The organism is Terrabacter ginsenosidimutans (assembly GCF_039539425.1).
Taxonomy (GTDB): domain Bacteria; phylum Actinomycetota; class Actinomycetes; order Actinomycetales; family Dermatophilaceae; genus Terrabacter; species Terrabacter ginsenosidimutans.
Genome location: NZ_BAABDC010000002.1, coordinates 558,541 through 578,005, shown reverse-complemented (window position 1 = coordinate 578,005; position 19,465 = coordinate 558,541). Strand labels below are relative to the sequence as shown.

Below are 19,465 nucleotides of genomic sequence, written 5' to 3'. Positions count from 1 at the left end.
GTCAGTCCCGCTTCGCCGTCCGCTCGGGCGGCGCCGGGTCGCCGGACGGGCCGTCCGCCGCCTCGGACCTCGCCTCGCGGGCAGCGGCGCGGGCGGCCCGCCGCGCCAGGGTGCGCTCGCTCGTCTCGCGCAGCCGCGCGGCCTTGAAGACGTAGTCGACGCCGCTGATCACCGTCATGACGAGTGCCGCGCCGAGCACGACGTACGCCGCGAGCAGCCAGGCGTCGCCGAACGGGAGCACCCAGAGCGGGAAGGTCAGGGCGCCGAGCGACAGGGTCTGGAGCATCGTCTTCAGCTTGCCGCCGCGACCGGCCGGCATGACGCCGTGCCGGATGACGACGAAGCGCAGCACCGTGATGCCGATCTCGCGGACGAGGATGACGACGGTCACCCACCACCAGACGACCCCGAGGAGCGACAGACCGATGAACGCCGTACCGGTCAGGGCCTTGTCGGCGATGGGGTCGGCGACCTTGCCGAAGTTCGTGATCTCGCCACGCTGGCGCGCGATCTTGCCGTCGATGCCATCGGTGACCGCAGCGAGGACGAACACCGCCCAGGCCCAGAAGCGCCACCACGGCTCGTTGCCGCCGTCCTGGAAGAGCAGGACCGCATAGACGGGGACGAGCAGGAAGCGCAGCACCGTCAGCGCGTTCGGCAGGTTCCAGTCGGTGGGGCGGGGCGCAGGCCCCTCGCCCCGGTGGAAGGTCTGTGGCGTCATCGCGGCTCCGCGACGAGGTCGATCCCCTCGGTGCCGACGACGACGGCCGGGACGAGGTCGCCGACCTGGGGCGCCGGGGCGCCCTCCGGGACGTGCACGATGGTGACGCCGTCGACGTCGGGGCCCTGGAAGTCGGCCCGGCCGATGACGGAGCCGTCGTCCTCGTCGATCTCCTCGACGAGGACGAGGACGCGCTCGCCGACGCGCTCCTCGGCCCGCTGCGCGTTGAGCTCCTCGACGAGGCGGGTGAAGCGGTCGAGGCGCTCGGCCACGACCTCCGGGGCCAGCTTGCCGGCATACCCCTCGGCCTCGGTGCCGTCCTCGTCGGAGTAGCCGAACACCCCGACGACGTCGAGGCGCGCTTCGGTGAGGAAGGCCTCGAGCTCGTCGAGGTCGGCCTCGGTCTCGCCGGGGAACCCGACGATGACGTTGCAGCGGATGCCGGCCTGAGGCGCATCCGCCCGCACCCGGCCGAGCAGCTCGAGGAAGGCCTCGCGGGAGCCGAAGCGGCGCATCGAGCGCAGCAGCGGCTCGGACGCGTGCTGGAACGAGATGTCGTAGTACGGCACGACACCGGGGGTGTCGGCCATGGCGCGCAGCAGGCCGGGACGGATCTCGGCCGGCTGGAGGTAGGAGACGCGGACGCGTTCGATGCCCTCGATCGCGGTCAGCTCGGGGAGCAGCTTCTCGAGCAGCCCGAGGTCGCCGAGGTCCTTGCCGTAGGAGGTCGAGTTCTCCGAGACGAGGAAGAGCTCCTTCACCCCCTGCTCGGCGAGCCAGCGGCCCTCGGCGATGATGTCGGCCGGGCGGCGGGACAGGAACGCACCGCGGAACATCGGGATGGCGCAGAACGAGCAGCGGCGGTCGCAGCCCGAGGCGATCTTGAGCGGCGCCCACGGGCGGCCGTCGAGACGGGCCCGGATGACGCGCGGGCCCGAGGCCGGCGTCGGGACACCGGCGTCGGCGAGGTCCACACGTGCGTCACCGTGGCCGGGGAGCGCGACGGCCGCGGCCCCCTCCTGGCGCTTCGCGGGCGTCAGCGGCAGCAGCGTGCGGCGGTCGCCGGGGGTGTGGCTCTCGACGTGGCCACCCGCGAGGATCGTCTGCAGGTGCGCGCTCATGTCGCGGTAGGAGTCGAAGCCGAGCACCGCGTCGGCCTCGGGCAGCTGGTCGGCGAGCTCCTTGCCGTAGCGCTCGGCGAGGCAGCCGACGGCGACGACCTTCTGCGTGCGACCGCCGCCCTTGAGGTCGGACGCCTCGAGGAGGGCGTCGATGGAGTCCTTCTTGGCCTGCTCGACGAAGCCGCACGTGTTGACGACGGCGACGTCGGCGTCAGCCGCGTCGTCGACGAGACGCCAGCCCTCCGCGAGCAGCCGTCCGGCCAGCTCCTCGGAGTCGACCTCGTTTCGCGTGCACCCGAGGGTGACGAGTGCGACGCTCTTGTCGGCGCTCGGGTGGGGAGGGGTCATGCGTCCACTCTAGATGGCGGGGTGTTCAATGGCCGACATGCTCGGAACCGCCCGCCACGGCCACGACGACCTCCTCGCGCGGGCACGCGAGCTGCTCGGCGAGCACCCGCTCGTCGACGGGCACAACGACCTCCCGTGGGAGGCGCGCGAGCAGACCCGTTACGACTTCGAGGTGCTCGACGTCGGTCGGCGGCTCACGACGACGCAGACCGACCTGCCGCGCCTGGCCGAGGGCGGGGTCGGCGCGCAGTTCTGGTCGGTCTTCGTGCCGAGCACCCTCCAGGGCGACTCGGCCGTCATCGCGACGCTCGAGCAGATCGATGGCGTGCACCGGATGATCGGGTCGTATGCCGACCGGCTGGCCCTCGCACGCACCGCGGACGAGGTGGAGGCCGCCACCGCTACGGGCCGCGTCGCCTCGCTCCTCGGCGCCGAGGGCGGACACTCCATCGGCTGCTCGCTCGGGACGCTGCGGCTGCTTCACGTCCTCGGCGTGCGCTACCTGACGCTCACGCACAACGACAACACGCCGTGGGCGGACTCGGCCACCGACGTGGCCGTCGTCGGCGGCCTCAGCGAGTTCGGCCGCGAGGTCGTGCGCGAGATGAACCGGCTGGGGATGATGGTCGACCTCAGCCACGTGGCGGCCACGACGATGCGTGCCGCGCTCGAGACCACCGACGCACCCGTCATCTTCAGCCACTCCTCGGCGCTCGCGCTGTGCGACACCCCCCGCAACGTGCCCGACGACGTCCTCGCCGCGCTGCCCGGCAACGGCGGCGTGTGCATGGTGACCTTCGTGCCCGAGTTCGTCTCCCCCGCCACGGCTGCGTGGCGGGTCGAGGCCGCTGCCGCCGCCGCGGAGGTGGGGGTCGAGGCGCGCGACTGGGAGGCGTTCGGCCGCTTCACCGCCGGCTGGCAGCAGGAGCACCCCAAGCCCGACGCGACGATCGAGCAGGTCGTCGCCCACCTCGAGCACGTGCGCGAGGTCGCCGGCATCGAGCACATCGGGATCGGCGGCGACTACGACGGCACCGACACCTTCCCGGTCGGACTCGAGGACGTCAGCGGCTACCCGCGGCTCGTCGCCGCGCTGCTCGAGCACTCGTGGTCCGACGCCGAGGTCGCCAAGCTCGTGCGCGGCAACACCCTGCGGGTCATGCGCGACGTCGAGGCGGTGGCCCGCGACCTCCAGGCCACCCGCACCCCGAGCCTCAGGACGTTCGCCGAGCTCGACGGCGCGACCTGAGCCCGGCCTGAGCGCGACCCGGCGACACGGCATACGCCCTCGGTGGGCGCGGCCGCCTACTGGCGGAAGCGGGCGATCGTGAGCCCGACCAGACGGGCCACGACGAGCGCGACGTAGAGCATGCCCGCGATCTGCTGGAGCAGCACGAAGGCGCGGGCGTGCGGCTCGACGGCGATGATGTCGGACAGGCCCGTCGAGGTCATCGTCGTGATCGAGAGGTAGAGCAGCTCGAACCACGTGCGCGTGCCGGGGTCGGCCTCGCCGTAGATGGTGAACGAGTTCGGCCAGAGGATCTGGACGGCGACGTAGAGGTAGGCGAAGCCCCACGCGACGACCGTGAAGGTCGCCCCGGTCGCGTAGAGCTCGTCCCGCGTCACCCAGTTGTCGGCGAACATGTACCGCAGCAGCCCGTAGCCCGTGTAGAAGTAGAAGATCGCGTGCAGCAGGGCGCTCCAGAAGGCGACCGTGGAGTTCTCCGGCCACACGGCCTCGGCGACCGTGAGCACCACGACCGGGCCACCGAGCACGGCGGCGACCCAGGTCAGGGCCGGGGTCGCCCGGACGGCGCGCACCGCGAGGAAGAGCACGAGCAGCCCGATGAGACCGAAGACCGCACGCCCGGTCTCACGGACGTCACCCGCGCGCGTCTCGACGAAGGGATAGGCGACGAGAGCCGCCAGCTGGGCGAAGAGCAGGAGCGCGCAGGGCAGCTCGTTGACCTTGCGGCGCAGGCGGTCCAGCCGCGACGGCGGCCCGGCGCGACGGGGCGATGACGGCCAGAGCTCCAGCGACGCACTCACCACCCGGACTCTAGTGGCGACGTCGTCAAGAACGCGTCAAGAGCCGTCAGCGCCGGGTCAACGGTGGTCCTGGCGCCGGCGCCCCGCCCTAGACAGGAGGCATGTTCACCAACGTCCTCCTGCTCGTGGTCGGGGTCGCCGTGCTGGCCTACCTCGTCCACGTCCTCCTCCACGCGGATCGCTTCTGATGAGCGACACCGTCAGCGGGCTGCTCACGATCGCCGTCCTGGTGGCAGCCCTGGCGATCGTCCACGTGCCGCTCGGCAACTGGATGGCAAAGGTCTTCACCGATGAGAAGCACTGGCGGGGTGAGCGCCTCGTCTACCGTCTCGTGCGGGTGGATCCCACGTCGGAACAGCGCTGGACCGCCTACGCCGTCGCCGTTGTCGCGTTCTCCGTCGTCGGGATCGTGCTGCTGTTCCTCATCCTCGTCTTCCAGGGTGTGCTGCCACTCGCTCGCGGCGCCGCGATGAACGTGGACACGGCGGTCAACACGGCCGTGTCGTTCGTGACGAACACCAACTGGCAGTCGTATGCCGGTGAGGCCGGGACGTCGCCGTTCGTGCAGACCGTGGGCCTCACCGTCCAGAACTTCGTCTCACCCGCCGTCGGCCTTGCCGTGGCGGTCGCCCTCGTGCGGGGCCTGGTTCGCTCGAGCGCCGCGGCCCTCGGCAACTTCTGGGTCGACCTCGTGCGCGGTCTGTTCCGGGTGATCGTGCCGATCGCCCTGGTCGGCGCGGTCGTGCTGCTCCTCGGTGGCATCATCCAGAACCTCACCGAGCCGACCACCGTCACGACGCTGGCGGGCGGGCACCAGGTGATCCAAGGCGGCCTCGTCGCCTCGCAGGAGGCGATCAAGGAGCTCGGCACCAACGGCGGTGGCTACTTCAACGCCAACTCGGCGCACCCCTTCGAGAACCCGAACGCGTTCACCAACCTCATCGAGGTCTTCCTTCTCCTCGTCATCCCGTTCTCGCTGCCACGCACCTACGGCGTCATGGTCGGCGACCGTCGCCAGGGCTGGACCGTCCAAGGCTTCATGGCGACGCTGTGGGTCCTCATGCTCACCGTGGTCACGTGGTCGGAGGTGCACGCGGCGTCCGGCCCGCTGGGCGGGATGGAGGGCAAGGAGCTCCGCTTCGGCGTGTGGCCCTCGGCGCTCTTCGCGACGAGCACGACAGCCACGTCGACCGGCGCGGTCAACTCGATGCACGAGAGCTTCTCGGCGCTGGGGGGCGGTGGCGCGCTGTTCAACATGATGCTCGGCGAGCTGTCGCCAGGTGGCGTCGGCACAGGCCTCTACAGCGCGCTGCTCGTCGCGATACTCACGGTGTTCCTCGCCGGTCTCATGGTCGGGCGCACGCCCGAGCTGCTCGGCAAGCAGATCGGGCGTCGCGAGATCACCCTGACCGCCCTGGCCGTCCTCGTCATGCCGACCCTGGTCCTCGCCTTCACCGGCATCGGGATGGTGGCGCCTCTCGTGTCGTCGCAGATGCTCGCGACGGGTCCACACGGGCTCACCGAGGTGATGTACGCCTACACGTCCGTGGCGAACAACAACGGCAGCGCCTTCGCCGGGTTGTCCGCCGACACTCCCTATACCAACCTCACGCTGGCGCTGTGCATGTTCGTGGGCCGGTTCGCCCCCATCGTCCTCGTGCTCGCACTGGCCGGATCCCTTGTGGCGCAACGTCGCCGGCCGGTCACCGCCGGCACGCTCCCCACCCACACCCCCACCTTCATCGGCCTTTTCGTCGGGGTGGCCGTCATCGTCGGCGGTCTCACCTTCTTCCCCGCCCTGGCCCTCGGTCCCCTCGCGGAGGCACTCTCATGAGCGCGTCGTCGACGACGAAGTCGTCACACACCACACCCGGCGGCGAACCGACAGCCCGCCGCGGGCACACCCGCGGCGAAGCCCTCATCCGGCCCGGCCGCACGAGCACGACGTACGCGCAGCTCGCGCGGCAGCTGGTCACCACCCTCCCCCAGGCCGTCGCCAAGCTCGACCCGCGCCACGTCTGGCTCAGCCCGGTCATGTTCGTCGTGTGGGTCGGCTCGATGGTCACGACCGTGCAGGCCGTCGTCGACCCCTCGTGGTTCGCCTGGGCAGTCGCCGTCTGGCTGTGGGCCACGGTGCTGTTCGCCAACATGGCCGAAGCCGTCGCCGAGGGCCGCGGCAAGGCCCAGGCGGCGACGCTGCGCGCCACGCGGAAGACCACCACCGCCGTGCGCCGTCTCCCCGACGGGTCCTTCGAGACCGTCGCGGCGTCGGACCTGGCGATCGGCGACCTCGTCGTCGTCCGCCCGAACGAGGTCATCCCCGGTGACGGCGACGTCGTCGAGGGCATGGCCACCGTCGACGAGTCGGCCATCACCGGTGAGTCCGCTCCGGTCATCCGGGAGTCCGGCGGTGACCGGAGCGCGGTCACCGGGGGCACGACCGTGCTGTCGGACGGGATCACCGTGCGCATCACGACCAAGCCCGGCGAGACCTTCATCGACCGGATGATCGCCCTCGTCGAAGGCGCCTCGCGCCAGAAGACCCCGAACGAGATCGCGCTGACGATCCTGCTCACCGTCCTGACGATCATCTTCCTGCTGGCCGTCATGGCGATGCAGCCGATGGCGATCTACTCAGGTCAGGCGCAGTCACCGGTCGTGCTCGTCGCCCTCCTCGTCTGCCTGATCCCGACGACCATCGGCGCGCTGCTGTCGGCGATCGGCATCGCGGGCATGGACCGCCTCGTGCAGCACAACGTGCTCGCCATGTCCGGCCGGGCCGTCGAGGCCGCTGGTGACGTGTCGACGCTGCTGCTCGACAAGACCGGCACCATCACCTACGGCAACCGTCGGGCGACCGAGCTGCTGGCCACCCCGGGCCTCGGCAACGAGGGGGTCACCCGGGCGGCCTACGTCTCCTCGCTCGCGGACGAGACTCCCGAGGGGCGCTCCATCGTCGAGCTGGCGGCCGCGGCGCTCGACGCGCCCTCGCGGGAGGCGCTCGACCGGCTGCCCCAGGACGGCGCGACCTTCGTCGAGTTCAGTGCCGCGACCCGGATGTCGGGCGCCGACCTGCCTGACGGCACGGCCTACCGCAAGGGCGCGGCCGACTCGGTCGCCCGCTGGGTCAAGGGCCTCGGCGGCGAGATGCCGAGCGGTGTGCTCACCGAGGTCGACGGCATCGCGACCTCGGGTGGCACCCCGCTTGCCGTCGCAGTGCACGAGGCGGGCCAACCGCCTCGCGTCCTGGGTGTCATCCACCTCAAGGACGTCGTCAAGCCCGGCATGAAGGACCGCTTCGCGCAGCTGCGCTCCATGGGCATCAAGACCGTGATGGTCACGGGCGACAACCCGTTGACCGCCAAGTCGATCGCGGCCGAGGCGGGGGTCGACGACTTCCTCGCCGAGGCCACTCCCGAGGACAAGATGGCCCTCATCAAGCGCGAGCAGCACGGCGGACGGCTCATCGCCATGACCGGGGACGGCACCAACGACGCACCGGCCCTGGCGCAGAGCGACGTGGGCGTCGCGATGAACACCGGGACGTCGGCGGCCAAGGAGGCGGCCAACATGGTCGACCTCGACTCCGACCCGACGAAGCTCATCGACATCGTCTCCATCGGCAAGCAGCTGCTCATCACCCGCGGAGCCCTGACGACCTTCTCGATCGCCAACGACATCGCGAAGTACTTCGCGATCATCCCGGCCATGTTCGTCGTCCTCTTCCCCGGCCTCGACGCGCTGAACATCATGGGACTCTCCTCGCCGAGATCGGCGATCGTCTCGGCCGTCATCTTCAACGCGCTCATCATCATCGCGCTGATTCCGTTGTCGCTGAAAGGCGTTCGGTATCGCGCGATCGGCAGCACGGCGCTCCTTCGGCGCAACCTCCTCATCTACGGCCTCGGCGGCATCATGGCCCCGTTCATCGGGATCAAGCTGATCGACCTTGTCGTGAGCCACCTTCCCGGAATGATGTGATCCCCGTGACCAGCACCCTGAGCGCCTTCCTCAAGCAGTCCTGGGCCGGCCTGCGCGCCATGCTCGTCTTCACCGTCCTGTTCGGCCTGCTCTACCCAGCCGTCGTCTGGGGTGTGGGGCAGGTCGTCGCCCGCGACCAGTCCGCCGGTTCGCTCGTCCGCATCGATGGCGCGGTCGCAGGGTCGTCCCTCATCGGGCAGCAGTGGACAGGCGACCAGTGGTTCTGGGGCCGCGCGTCTGCCAGCAGCTACTCGGGCGACACGAGCGGGGGGTCGAACCTCTCGGGCTCCGCGCTCGCTGCCGAGGTCGCCAAGCGGGCGGCGGCCACCGGGCTCGACCCAGCCAACTCGCCCACCGACGCCCTGACGGCCTCCGCGAGCGGCCTCGACCCACACATCTCCCCCGCGTACGCCGCCGCGCAGGTTCCGCGCATCGCCTCGGCCCGCGGCCTCGACGTCGCCCTCGTGCGAAGCCTCGTGGCGGCGCACACCCAGGGCCGGATCGGCGGGTTTCTCGGCGAGCCACGTGTCAACGTCCTCGAGCTCAACCTCGCCCTGGAGCGTCTAACGGCTCCGGGCAACGGATGACCTGAGAGGATCGCGACATGGGGCGAGGCTCGCTGCGGATCTACCTCGGTGCGGCGCCGGGCGTGGGCAAGACCGTCGCGATGCTCGATGAGGCGCACCGTCGCCTCGAACGTGGCACCGACGTCGTGGTGGGCTACGTGGAGACGCACGGACGGCCGCACACCGCCGCGCTGCTCGACGGCCTCGAGGTGCTGCCGCGACGCCAGGTGACCTACCGCGGCTCCGCCTTGACCGAGCTCGACGTCGACGCGGTCCTGGCCCGCCGTCCCCAGGTCGTGCTCGTCGACGAGCTCGCCCACACCAATGTGCCCGAGGCCGGCGACGGCGAGCGTCACGAGAAGCGCTGGCAGGACGTCGAGGAGATCCTCGAGGCCGGCATCGACGTCATCTCGACGGTCAACATCCAGCACCTCGAGTCGCTCAACGACGTCGTCGAGTCGATCACCGGCATCCGGCAGCAGGAGACGGTGCCCGACGAGGTCGTGCGGCGGGCAGACCAGGTGCAGGTCGTCGACATGTCGCCCGAGGCACTGCGCCGTCGGATGGCGCACGGCAACATCTACGGGCCCGACCAGGTCGACGCCGCCCTGGCCAACTACTTCCGCGTCGGCAACCTCTCGGCCCTGCGCGAGATCGCGCTCCTGTGGCTCGCCGACCGCGTCGACGAGGCCCTCGAGCGCTACCGGGCCGACCAGGGCATCAGCGACCAGTGGCCGGCCCGCGAGCGGATCGTCGTCGCGCTGACCGGTGGCGCCGGCAGCGAGACGCTGCTCCGGCGCGGCGCCCGCATCGCGACCCGGGCAGCCGGCGGGGACCTCATCGCCTGCCACGTCCAGTCGGCCGAGGGGCTGGCCTCGACCGACCCGGCCGAGCTCGCGCGCCTGCGCAGGCTGGCGGGCGACCTCGGCGCCGAGTTCCAGAACGTCTCGGGCGCCGACGTGGCCGAGGCGATCCTCGACCATGCCCGTGGCGTCAACGCCACGCAGATCGTCGTCGGGGTCAGCCGACGCAGCCGCTGGCAGCAGATCCTGCGCCCGAGCATCGCCTCCGAGGTCGCCGACCGCTCCGGCGACATCGACGTCCACCTCGTCCCGCACGAGGGATCGAAGGTCGGTCGCCGCAGCGCGCGCGCCGCGGGCCTGCCCAGACGTCGTGTCCTCGGCGGTCTGCTGCTGGCCGTCGTCGCCCTCGTGGCCCTGACCGTGGTGCTCGTCGCGACGCGTGAGGGCCACACCCTGTCGCTGGATCTGCTGCTCTATCTTGCACTGACGGTGGTCTGCGCCCTCGTCGGCGGCATCTGGCCCGCGCTCTTTTGCGCTGTCGTCGGCTCGCTCGTCGTCAACTGGTTCTTCACCGAGCCCCGGGGCACCCTGACCATCAGCGACGCACCGAACGCACTCGCGCTCGCCGTGTTCGTCCTGGTGGCGATGGCGGTCTCCTCGGTCGTCAACCTCGCCGCCCGACGGACCGAGCAGGCAATCTCGGCCGAGCGCGAGTCGTCGGCCCTCGCGGCGATGAGCCGTGACCTCCTGGCCGAACCCCGCCCCCTGCCGGCACTGCTCGAACACGCCCGGGACGACCTCGGGATGCGGTCCGCCGTTCTCACCGAGTCCGGGGAGGACCGGCCGTCGAGGGTCGTCGCCTCGACGGACCCGCTCCTGCCGGCTGGCAGCACCGTGCCGGCTGAGACGACGTGGGCGATCGACGTCACGGTCGAGGACGGCGTGCACCTGCTGCTCGACGGACCTCCCGTGGCCGCGGAGGACCAGCGCGTCGTGGGTGCCTACGCCGCCCACGCCGCCATCCTGCACGGACGCGAACAGCTGGTCCGAGCCGCCCGCGAGGCCGCCGGCCTGGCCCGCGACAACGCCGCCCGCACGACCCTCCTCGCGGCCGTCTCGCACGACCTGCGCACGCCTCTCGCCAGCATCAAGGCAGGGGTCTCGACCCTGCGCCAGTCGGGCCTCGACCTGCCACCGGAGGACGAGACGGAGCTGCTCGAGTCGGTCGAGGAGAGTGCCGACCGCCTCGACGCCCTCATCGGCAACCTGCTCGACCTCTCGCGCCTCGAGACCGGTGCCGTGCAGGCCCACCACCACTCGATCGACCTTCTCGACGCGGTCGTGTCGACGGTGCGGACCACGTCGGCGCCCCGACGGGTCGAGATCGCCCTCGAACCCGACCTCCCCCCGGTGCGGGCCGACCTCGGGCTGCTCGACCGCGTGCTTGCAAACGTCGTCGAGAACGCCCTGAGGCACAGCGGCGACGCCGACGTGCGGGTCACGGCGGGGCGCATCGGCGACACCGTGCAGCTGCGCGTCATCGACCGCGGTCCCGGCGTGGCCGACGACGACAAGGAGCGGATCTTCGCCGCCTTCCAGCGTGCGGGCGACGCGCCCCAGGGCGACGGGCTCGGCCTCGGGCTGGCGGTGGCCCGTGGGCTGATGACCGTCATGGGAGGCTCACTCGTGCCCGAGGACACCCCCGGCGGCGGTCTCACCATGGTGGTCGAGCTGCCGCTCGCGCCTGCCCCACCAGTTCGAGGCGATGCCGACCGCCACCAGACCAGTGCGATCACCTCGACCGAGAGGGCTGGCGACCGGGCGAACCAGGCGACGACACAGGCGACCCGGGCGACGACACAGGAGGACGCGTGACACGAGTACTCGTCGTCGACGACGACCCGCGGCTGCAGCGCACGCTGGCCATCGCGCTTCGCGCCCACGGCAACGAGGTCGTGACGGCCGCGGACGGTCGCACGGCGGTGCAGTCGGTGACGGAGGACGCGCCGGACGTCGTCATCCTCGACCTGGGCCTGCCCGACCTCGATGGCACCGAGGTGCTCCGACGCATCCGCGCGACGTCCGTCGTCCCCGTCATCGTCCTGTCGGCCCGGCACGACTCCGACGACAAGATCGAGGCCCTCGACCTCGGGGCCGACGACTACGTGACGAAGCCGTTCGGCGTCGAGGAGCTCCTCGCCCGGGTGCGGGCGGCCGTGCGCCGGGGTGCGGACCTCGGCCGCCACCTCGGACCGGTGGTCACCGACCACTTCACCCTCGACTTCGCCGAGCGCCGCGCGACGGTGGACGGCAAGGACGTGCGGCTCACCCCGACCGAGTGGCGAGTGCTCGAGGCGCTGTGCCGCGAGCCCGGGCATCTCGTGCAGCAGCAGGACCTCCTGCGTGCGGTCTGGGGCCCCTCCTACGGCCGCGAGTCGAACTACCTGCGGGTCTATGCCAACCAGCTGCGACGCAAGCTTGAGCCCGATCCCGCCAACCCGCGACACCTCGTCACCGAGCCGGGCCTCGGCTACCGCTTCAACCCCTGAACCGTCGAAGGGCCATTCGTGGCCTCTCGACGGTTGAGGAGGGGCCGTTCGTGGCCTCTCGACGGTTGAGGAGGGGCCGTTCGTGGCCTTTCGACGGTGGGGTGGGGTGGGGTTGGGTCAGTAGCGTTCGCGGCCGCCGCGGTCGGTGAGGTTCCAGGCGTCCTCGGACTCCTCGTCGTCCTCGTCGACCGTCCGCGTCATGTCACCCGGAGTCCACCGCGCTGTCGGCACGGCCGTCGTCTCGTCGTCGCTGAGCCGCCGCTCGCCGCGCTGCGCGACGATCGAGGCCGTGCGCTGCGGCGTGGCCTCCTCCTCGGCGTAGTGGGCCGAGACCTCCGGCGGCTCCACGTCGACGGGCGGCGCGGCATACGGCTCGGCGGGCTCGATGAAGTCGGCGAGGTCGTCGGCGTCGACCGGCTCGTTGGGGTGGGGGACGTCGTCACCGCGCAGCAGGGCCAGGGTCTGCTCGAGGTCGTCGGGTCGCACGAGCACGTCACGCGCCTTGGACCCCTCGCTCGGGCCGACGACGCCGCGTGACTCGAGCAGGTCCATGAGCCGACCGGCCTTGGCGAAGCCGACACGCAGCTTGCGCTGGAGCATCGACGTCGAGCCGAACTGCGTCGTGACCACGAGCTCGGTGGCCTGCAGCAGCACGTCGAGGTCGTCGCCGATGTCGTCGTCGATCTGCTTCTTGGGCGCGGCGACGGTGACGTTCTCGACGTAGTTGGGCTTGAGCTGGGTCGTGACGAACTTGACGACCTCGTGGATCTCGGACTCGTTGACCCACGCGCCCTGAACACGCATCGGCTTGCTGGCGCCCATGGGCAGGAAGAGCGCGTCGCCTTGGCCGATGAGCTTCTCGGCGCCCGGCTGGTCGAGCACGACGCGGCTGTCGGCGAGTGAGCTCGTCGCGAACGCCATGCGCGAGGGCACGTTGGCCTTGATGAGTCCCGTGACGACGTCGACGGACGGCCGCTGCGTCGCGAGGACGAGGTGGATGCCGGCGGCCCGGGCGAGCTGGGTGATGCGGACGACCGACTCCTCGACGTCGCGCGGGGCGACCATCATGAGGTCGGCGAGCTCGTCGACGACGACGAGCAGGTAGGGGTACGTCGTGATCTGCCGCTCCGAGCCCGGCAGCGGCTTGACCTTGCCGGCGCGGACCGCCTTGTTGAAGTCGTCGACGTGCTTGAACCCGAACGCCGCGAGGTCGTCGTAGCGCTGGTCCATCTCCTTGACCACCCAGGCAAGCGCTTCGGCGGCCTTCTTGGGGTTGGTGATGATGGGCGTGATGAGGTGCGGGATGCCTTCGTATGCCGTGAGCTCGACGCGCTTCGGGTCCACGAGGATCATCCGGACCTCCTCAGGCGTCGAGCGCATGAGGATCGAGGTGATCATCGAGTTGACGAAGCTCGACTTGCCCGAGCCGGTCGCACCGGCCACGAGCAGGTGCGGCATCTTCGCGAGGTTGGCGATGACGTAGGCGCCTTCGACGTCCTTGCCGACACCCATGACCATCGGGTGCTCGTTGCCGCGCGCCGTGTGGCTGCGCAGCACGTCGCCGAGCGAGACGTTCTCACGGTCGAGGTTGGGGATCTCGATCCCGATGGCCGACTTGCCCGGGATGGGGCTGAGGATGCGCACGTCGGCCGAGGCGACGGCATACGCGATGTTCTTGGAGAGGGCGGTGACGCGCTCGACCTTGGTGCCCGAGCCGAGCTCGATCTCGTAGCGGGTCACGGTCGGACCGCGCGTGAACCCCGTGACGGCGGCGTCGATGTCGAACTGGTCGAAGACGTTGGTGAGCGACTCGACGACCCGGTCGTTCGTCTCGCTGCGCGTCTTGTGCGCCGGTCCGGGTGTCAGCATTGCCGGGTCGGGCAGGCGGTAGGTGATGTCGCCGCCGAGGCTCAGCTGCTCGACCCTGGCCGGGAGGTCCGACATGGGAGGCGGGATGAGCTCGGCCTTGGGCCCGACCTTGCTCGTGTCGGGGGCGCCGAGCGTCTTCGGGTCGGTGGCGTCGATGACCTTCTCGCCCTTCTCGCCTCCGGGGCGCGGGACGACCAGACCCGGCGGCGTCGGGCGCTTCTCACCCGGGCGGGGTCGGGACCCGGACTCGTCCTCGAGCGCCTTCTGCGCGGCCTGCCGGAACGCCTCGTCGCCGTCGCGGTCGGACAGGTCGACCGGCTTGCGGCGGGCTCGCTTGACGGCGGCCGCCGGAGCGTCGTCGGGCTCCTCGTCCTCGTGCTCCTCGTCGTGACCGCGGTCGATGACCAGGCCGCGCAGCTGGCGCAGACGGGTCGGGATCATGTTGACCGGCGTCGCCGTGATGACGAGCAGGCCGAAGAGGCCGAGCAGGACGAGCAGGACGAGCGCACCGTAGGGCGAGACGGCGGCGGCGAGCGGGCTCGACGCGAGGAAGCCGAGGATGCCGCCGGCAGCACGCATGCCGTCGGCGCCGTCGGGCGGGTTCGGGATGCCGTCGGCGAGGTGCGACAGGCCGCACGCCGCGAAGGTCAGCGCGATGGTGCCGACGACGATGCGGTTGGTGGCGGCATCGTCCTGCGGGGCCCGGAGCATGCGCAGGCCGAGGGCGAGCAGGACGAGCGGGACGGCGTACGCGACGCGACCGAACGTGCCTGCGAAGACTGCGTGCACGACCTGACCGAAGATGCCGGAGACCCCCCACCACTCGCGAGCGGCCACGATGACCGCGAGGGCGATGAGGGAGAAGCCGATGCCGTCGCGCTTGTGCTCGGGCTCGAGGTCAGCCGCGCTGTGACCGACGCGGCGCACCGCTCCCCCGGCCAGGTGCGAGACGCCCATCCACGTGTTGCGCATCGCACCGAGGGGGAAGGGCAGGCCGCCGCCGCGCGCCTTGGACGCCGTCCTGGACCCCGCCTTGGCGGCCGGCTTGCGGGTCGCCGGCTTGCGCTGCGCGGGCCGGGTCGACCGGGCTGCCGGAGGGCGCGACGTGGCACCGCTCGAGGACCCCTTGGCTCGGGTGGCCGCGGTGGTGCTCGCGCGCTGGCTGCTGGACGGACGTGACGCCATGCTGGCACCGTACGTCAACGCACCGCTGAACTCACGCGTCACACGCGCACCACGAACGCAAAGAGTGGCGCACCGGACACCCGCCGGCCCGAGGGGGCCGGGCCTCCTAGGCTGAAAGGGTGAGCACGGGGCCGCCCCCGACCGAGGGACACGACACCGCCGGGGACCTCCCGCAGTCCGGCAGGTCGGCCCTCCGGCAGCTGCTCGCGATCCGTCCCTTCCGCAACCTCCTGGCCGCGGGCACCGTCTCCAGCTTCGGCGACTGGCTCGCCCTGCTCGCCACGACGGCACTCGCCGCCGAGCTGGCGGCCGGCGGGGTGGGCGAGTACCTCGCCGTCTCGGGCGTCTTCATCCTGCGGATCGCCCCCGCCGTGGTTCTCGGACCGCTCGCCGGAGTGGTCGCGGACCGCCTCGACCGGCGCCGCACGATGATCGCGGGCGACCTGCTCCGCTGCGCGCTCTTCGTGTCCATCCCGGTCGTGGGGACGTTGTGGTGGATGTACGTCGCCATCGTGGTCATCGAGTGCATCTCGCTGTTCTGGAACCCGGCCAAGGACGCCACGCTCCCCAACCTGGTGCCGCCGGCCCGGCTCGAGATGGCCAACCAGCTCGGGCTCGTGGGCAGCTACGGGACGGCTCCTTTGGCCGCGCTGGTCTTCTCCGCACTGGCGCTGCTCAGCGGCCCACTCCGCACCGTCCTGCCGGGACTCGACCCGGAGGGCATCTTCCTGGCGATCTACGTCGACGGGGCGACCTTCCTCATCAGCGCCGCCATCGTCTGGCGGCTCACCTTCCCCGCTCGAGAAGCGAGCGAGACGCTCGCCGGCCAGTCGATCCTCCGAACGGTCACCGACGGCCTGCGCATCGTCAAGGAGAGACCCTTCGTGCGAGGGCTCATCGCCGGGATGCTGGGGGCCTTTGCCGGGGGCGGGCTCGTGATCGGTCTCGCGACGCGCTTCGTCAAGGACATGGGCGCAGGCGCTCCGGGCTACGGGATGCTCTTCGTCGCCGTCTTCACCGGCATGGCGACCGGGATCGTCGGTGGACCCCGCGCGCTCGCCGGTCTCTCCCGGCCGCGGATCTTCGGCGCCGCGCTGACGAGCGCCGGGGTGCTCCTGCTCGTGCTCGCCGTCGTGCCCGTGCTGCTCGTCGCCCTGCCGCTCGCGACGGTGCTCGGCGCCGTCATCGGCGTGGCCTGGGTGGTGGGCTACACGCTGCTCGGACTCACGGTCGAGGACGAGGTGCGTGGCCGCACCTTCGCCCTCGTCCAGTCGCTCGACGGCGTCGTGCTCGTGGCCGTGCTCGCCCTCGCCCCCCTCCTCGCGGCGGCCTTCGACGCGATGCTCTCGCTCCCCCGCACCGTCAGCCTGGGGACCGTCCACCTCACCTACACCGGCGCGATGGCGGCCTACCTCATCGCCGGACTCGGGATGTGCGCCGCGGGCCTCGCCGCGTGGCGGACGATGAACGACAAGCCGGGGCTCACGGTCGTGGCCGAGTACCGGGACGTCCGGCGGCGACGCCGTGCTGGCTGAGAGCGCCGAGACCGCATACCCGTGGGACCGGACCGCGTCTCAGATCGCGACACCGCGGGCCCGACCGGTGGACATCAGGCGACGGCCGCCCCTATGGTCCTAGCCAGGTCATGAGTGCCAGTGACAAGCCCCGGCTCGCTGGTCAGCAACCCTCCTCCGCGGTGGGGTGCTCCGGGTGACGACCAGGCCGCCCTCGGTCCGAACGCGTCATCGAGGTCGGCAAGCGCGGACCCGCACCGGGTGGGTCCCCTGACCCAGGAGCACTGGCATGTCGGTCCTTCCCTCGACCCGTCCCACCACCCGTCCCTCGTCGCACCCCTCGACGCACCCCTCGACGCGGGGCGCCACGCAGGCAGCCGCCTCACTCTGTGGGAGCTCGCCCGCGCCGGCCGTGCGCGCCCGGGCCCTGCACGTCGTGCCCGAGGCGCGGACGCTGCCCACCGTCGTCGGCGCGGGTCTGCGCGTGCCGACGCTCCGCGGCGAGACGGCATACGCCAACCTCGACCACGCTGCGTCGACACCCGCGCTCGAGACGGTCAAGGCGGCGGTCGACCGTGCGCTCGAGACGTACTCCTCGGTGCACCGCGGCGCCGGCTTCGCCTCCCGCCTGACGAGCGCGTGGTACGAGCAGGCCCGCGAGGAGGTCGCCGCGTTCGTCGGGGCGCGTGAGGACGACTCGGTCATCTTCACGCGTACGACGACGGACTCGTGGTCCCTGCTGAGCAAGGCGCTGCCGAGCCGCACCACGGTCTTCGTCTTCGACACCGAGCACCACTCGACCCTGCTGCCGTGGGGCCGCTTCCGCACCGTGCGCCTCCCCGTCCCGCAGACCGTCGAGGACGCCCACGCACTGCTCGAGGAGGCCCTCGCGGACCACCCGTCGCGGCACCGCCTCGTCGTGGTCGCGGCCGCGTCCAACGTCACCGGAGAGGTCTGGCCCGTCGAGCGATTCGCCGCCCTCGCACACGAGCACGGCGCCCGGCTCGCCGTCGACGCCGCCCAGCTGTCCGCGCACCGCACCATCGACCTCGCGGGCTGGGACGCCGACTACGTCGCGTTCTCGGGCCACAAGACGTATGCCCCCTACGGCGCGGGTGTGCTCGCCGGACGCTCGGACTGGCTCGATGCCGGCAGCCCGTACCTCCTCGGCGGAGGCGCGACCCGGTCGGTGACCGAGGACGGCACGACGTGGGCCACCGGCCCCGCCCGTCACGAGGGCGGCAGCCCCAACGTCGTCGGTGCCATCGCCCTGGCCGCCGCCTGCTCGACGATCGCACGCCACCGTGAGGCGATCGAGGAGCACGAGACGCGCCTGCTCGAGCGGCTGCGCGCCGGGCTCGACGAGGTGTCCGGCGTCGAGGTGCTCTCGATCTTCGGCGACGACAGTGACCGTGTCGGCGTCGTGGCGTTCACCGTCGAGGGCTGGGACTCCTCGCTCGTGTCGCAGGTGCTGTCCGTCGAGCACGGCATCGGCGTCCGCGACGGCAAGTTCTGCGCGCACCTGCTCGTCGACGAGCTGCTCGAGGACCCGTGGGGCGAGCGCGCGGCCACCGCCGTCCGGGCGAGCATCGGTCTCGGCAGCACCCTCGAGGGCGTCGAGCGCCTCGTCGCCGCCGTCGCGCGCCTCGTCGAGCACGGCACCGATGCGAGGTGGACCCTCACCGGGGCCGGCTGGGCCATCGAGGGCACCGACCCCCGCGACATCGAGGTCGAGCGCCCCTGGTGACTCGGGGCCTGACTCCGGGCCTGACTCCGGGACGCGCCCGGCCGCCCACGGCTCAGCGGGTGGGCAGGTGGTAGCTCGCCCACACGGCCGCGTGGTCGGCCCGGTTGTACGCCACCTGTCCGGCGTCCACGACCGTCAGGCCCCGGCTCAGCAGGTGGTCGAGCTGGACGAAGGCGGGCAACCGGTTGCCTGCGAACGGCCACGTGCGCACCCAGCCCTGACCGTCGGTGCGCTGGGCGTCGTCGAGCCCATCGGCGAGGTCGCGGAAGCCCGGGTGCCCGAAGCCCGCGTTGAAGTCGCCCGCCATGACGAGCAGCTCGTCGCCGTCGAGCTGCTGCTTCCACGACTGGAGGGCTCGCAGCCCGGCACGCCACTCGACGGTGTCGCCCTGCAGGGGTGCGGTGGGGTGCGCGACCTTGAGGCGGACCGTGCCCTCCGGCGCCGTGACGTCGAGCTCGGGCTGGACGCTCCGGGTGCCCTCGACGGTGGGGTCGGTGCCGGGACTGCGCACCGAGAGCGGGAATCGCGAGAGCACCATCGTCCCGGTGTAGGTGCCGGAGCGGGCGACCCCCTCGCGCTGGTTGAAGTAGTCGGCAGCGCCCTCGGCGTCGAGCCGTCGCAGGATCGCAGGCGTCGCCTCGGTGAGCACGAGCACGTCGACGGAGTGGAAGCGGACGGCGTCCATGAGCTGCGCCGCGTTGGCGGACCCGATCCAGACGTTCGCCGACATGACGGTCAGGTCGCGGTCGGCCTTGGGCGAGGACGTCGCCCGGAACGCCGGCGCCGCCACTGCCACGGCCACGGCGAGCACGGCGACGACCGGGACGAGCATCCACCACCGACGCAGGACGAGGGTCGCGACAGCGAGCAGCCCGAGGCCGACGACGACGAACGGGCCCGCGGTCTGCAGCACGACGACGAGGTAGGCCGTCGAGTCGTACCAGCGAAGCGCTCCGACCGCGCCCAGGCCGAGGAGGACGACGCCGATGGCCACGTCGACCCAACGTCGGGG

General features: G+C 71.6%; 14 protein-coding genes and 1 riboswitch. Of the genes, 9 read left to right on the top strand and 5 right to left on the bottom strand.

The window, feature by feature from the left end; translation table 11 throughout:
• Nucleotide 1 precedes the first annotated feature (1 nt).
• Both pgsA and rimO read right to left on the bottom strand, forming a co-directional pair.
• The gene (gene pgsA, locus ABD831_RS08645) at nucleotides 2–721 is read right to left on the bottom strand and encodes a CDP-diacylglycerol--glycerol-3-phosphate 3-phosphatidyltransferase (protein ID WP_344944452.1); all 720 of its coding nucleotides are present in this window, start codon (nucleotides 719–721) and stop codon (nucleotides 2–4) included.
• Complete coding sequence (gene rimO / locus ABD831_RS08640; RefSeq protein ID WP_344944449.1) at nucleotides 718–2,190, bottom strand: 30S ribosomal protein S12 methylthiotransferase RimO; 1,473 nt, start codon at nucleotides 2,188–2,190, stop codon at nucleotides 718–720. The genes pgsA and rimO overlap by 4 nt, the downstream gene beginning before the upstream one ends.
• A 28-nt stretch (nucleotides 2,191–2,218) precedes the next feature.
• Between rimO and ABD831_RS08635 the strand changes: the two genes are divergently transcribed.
• The gene (locus ABD831_RS08635; RefSeq protein ID WP_425582798.1) at nucleotides 2,219–3,439 is read left to right on the top strand and encodes a dipeptidase; all 1,221 of its coding nucleotides are present in this window, start codon (nucleotides 2,219–2,221) and stop codon (nucleotides 3,437–3,439) included.
• 56 nt (nucleotides 3,440–3,495) lie between these two features.
• Here ABD831_RS08635 and ABD831_RS08630 read toward each other — a convergent pair whose 3' ends face one another.
• Nucleotides 3,496–4,239 (bottom strand): ion channel, encoded by a 744-nt coding sequence (locus tag ABD831_RS08630; RefSeq protein WP_142177475.1) that lies wholly within the window; start codon nucleotides 4,237–4,239, stop codon nucleotides 3,496–3,498.
• A 101-nt stretch (nucleotides 4,240–4,340) separates the two neighbouring features.
• On the opposite strand from ABD831_RS08630, the gene ABD831_RS22235 reads away from it, so the two are divergent.
• Genes ABD831_RS22235 through ABD831_RS08605 form a run of 6 tightly spaced genes read left to right on the top strand, consistent with a single transcriptional unit; the run spans nucleotide 4,341 to nucleotide 12,138 of the window.
• Nucleotides 4,341–4,427 (top strand): potassium-transporting ATPase subunit F, encoded by an 87-nt coding sequence (locus ABD831_RS22235; RefSeq protein WP_142178494.1) that lies wholly within the window; start codon nucleotides 4,341–4,343, stop codon nucleotides 4,425–4,427.
• A complete protein-coding gene (gene kdpA / locus ABD831_RS08625; protein ID WP_344944441.1) occupies nucleotides 4,427–6,073 on the top strand; it encodes a potassium-transporting ATPase subunit KdpA in 1,647 nt (548 codons plus the stop codon). Before ABD831_RS22235 ends, kdpA begins: the two co-directional genes overlap by 1 nt.
• A complete protein-coding gene (gene kdpB / locus ABD831_RS08620; protein ID WP_344944438.1) occupies nucleotides 6,070–8,220 on the top strand; it encodes a potassium-transporting ATPase subunit KdpB in 2,151 nt (716 codons plus the stop codon). The genes kdpA and kdpB overlap by 4 nt, the downstream gene beginning before the upstream one ends.
• Before the next feature lie 5 nt (nucleotides 8,221–8,225).
• A complete protein-coding gene (gene kdpC / locus ABD831_RS08615; protein ID WP_344944435.1) occupies nucleotides 8,226–8,807 on the top strand; it encodes a potassium-transporting ATPase subunit KdpC in 582 nt (193 codons plus the stop codon).
• Nucleotides 8,808–8,824: 17 nt separating this feature from the next.
• Nucleotides 8,825–11,464 carry a DUF4118 domain-containing protein gene (locus ABD831_RS08610; RefSeq protein WP_344944432.1) on the top strand — a complete coding sequence of 880 codons (2,640 nt, stop codon included), beginning with the start codon at nucleotides 8,825–8,827 and terminating at the stop codon, nucleotides 11,462–11,464.
• A complete protein-coding gene (locus ABD831_RS08605) occupies nucleotides 11,461–12,138 on the top strand; it encodes a response regulator (protein ID WP_142177470.1) in 678 nt (225 codons plus the stop codon). The genes ABD831_RS08610 and ABD831_RS08605 overlap by 4 nt, the downstream gene beginning before the upstream one ends.
• 117 nt (nucleotides 12,139–12,255) lie before the next feature.
• Here the strand turns inward: ABD831_RS08605 and ABD831_RS08600 are convergent, their stop codons facing one another.
• A complete protein-coding gene (locus ABD831_RS08600) occupies nucleotides 12,256–15,192 on the bottom strand; it encodes an FtsK/SpoIIIE family DNA translocase (RefSeq protein ID WP_344944427.1) in 2,937 nt (978 codons plus the stop codon).
• A gap of 119 nt (nucleotides 15,193–15,311) precedes the next feature.
• Between ABD831_RS08600 and ABD831_RS08595 the strand changes: the two genes are divergently transcribed.
• Nucleotides 15,312–16,727: an MFS transporter gene (locus tag ABD831_RS08595; protein WP_344944424.1), complete on the top strand. Its 1,416-nt coding sequence runs from the start codon at nucleotides 15,312–15,314 to the stop codon at nucleotides 16,725–16,727.
• 106 nt (nucleotides 16,728–16,833) lie between these two features.
• Nucleotides 16,834–16,959: riboswitch (SAM riboswitch) on the top strand.
• Nucleotides 16,960–16,995: 36 nt separating this feature from the next.
• Nucleotides 16,996–18,453 carry an aminotransferase class V-fold PLP-dependent enzyme gene (locus tag ABD831_RS08590; RefSeq protein WP_344944421.1) on the top strand — a complete coding sequence of 486 codons (1,458 nt, stop codon included), beginning with the start codon at nucleotides 16,996–16,998 and terminating at the stop codon, nucleotides 18,451–18,453.
• 52 nt (nucleotides 18,454–18,505) lie between these two features.
• On the opposite strand, the gene ABD831_RS08585 is transcribed toward ABD831_RS08590, so the two are convergent.
• On the bottom strand, nucleotides 18,506–19,447 hold the full coding sequence (locus ABD831_RS08585) for an endonuclease/exonuclease/phosphatase family protein (RefSeq protein WP_344944418.1): 942 nt from the start codon (nucleotides 19,445–19,447) through the stop codon (nucleotides 18,506–18,508).
• Nucleotides 19,448–19,465: the final 18 nt, after the last annotated feature.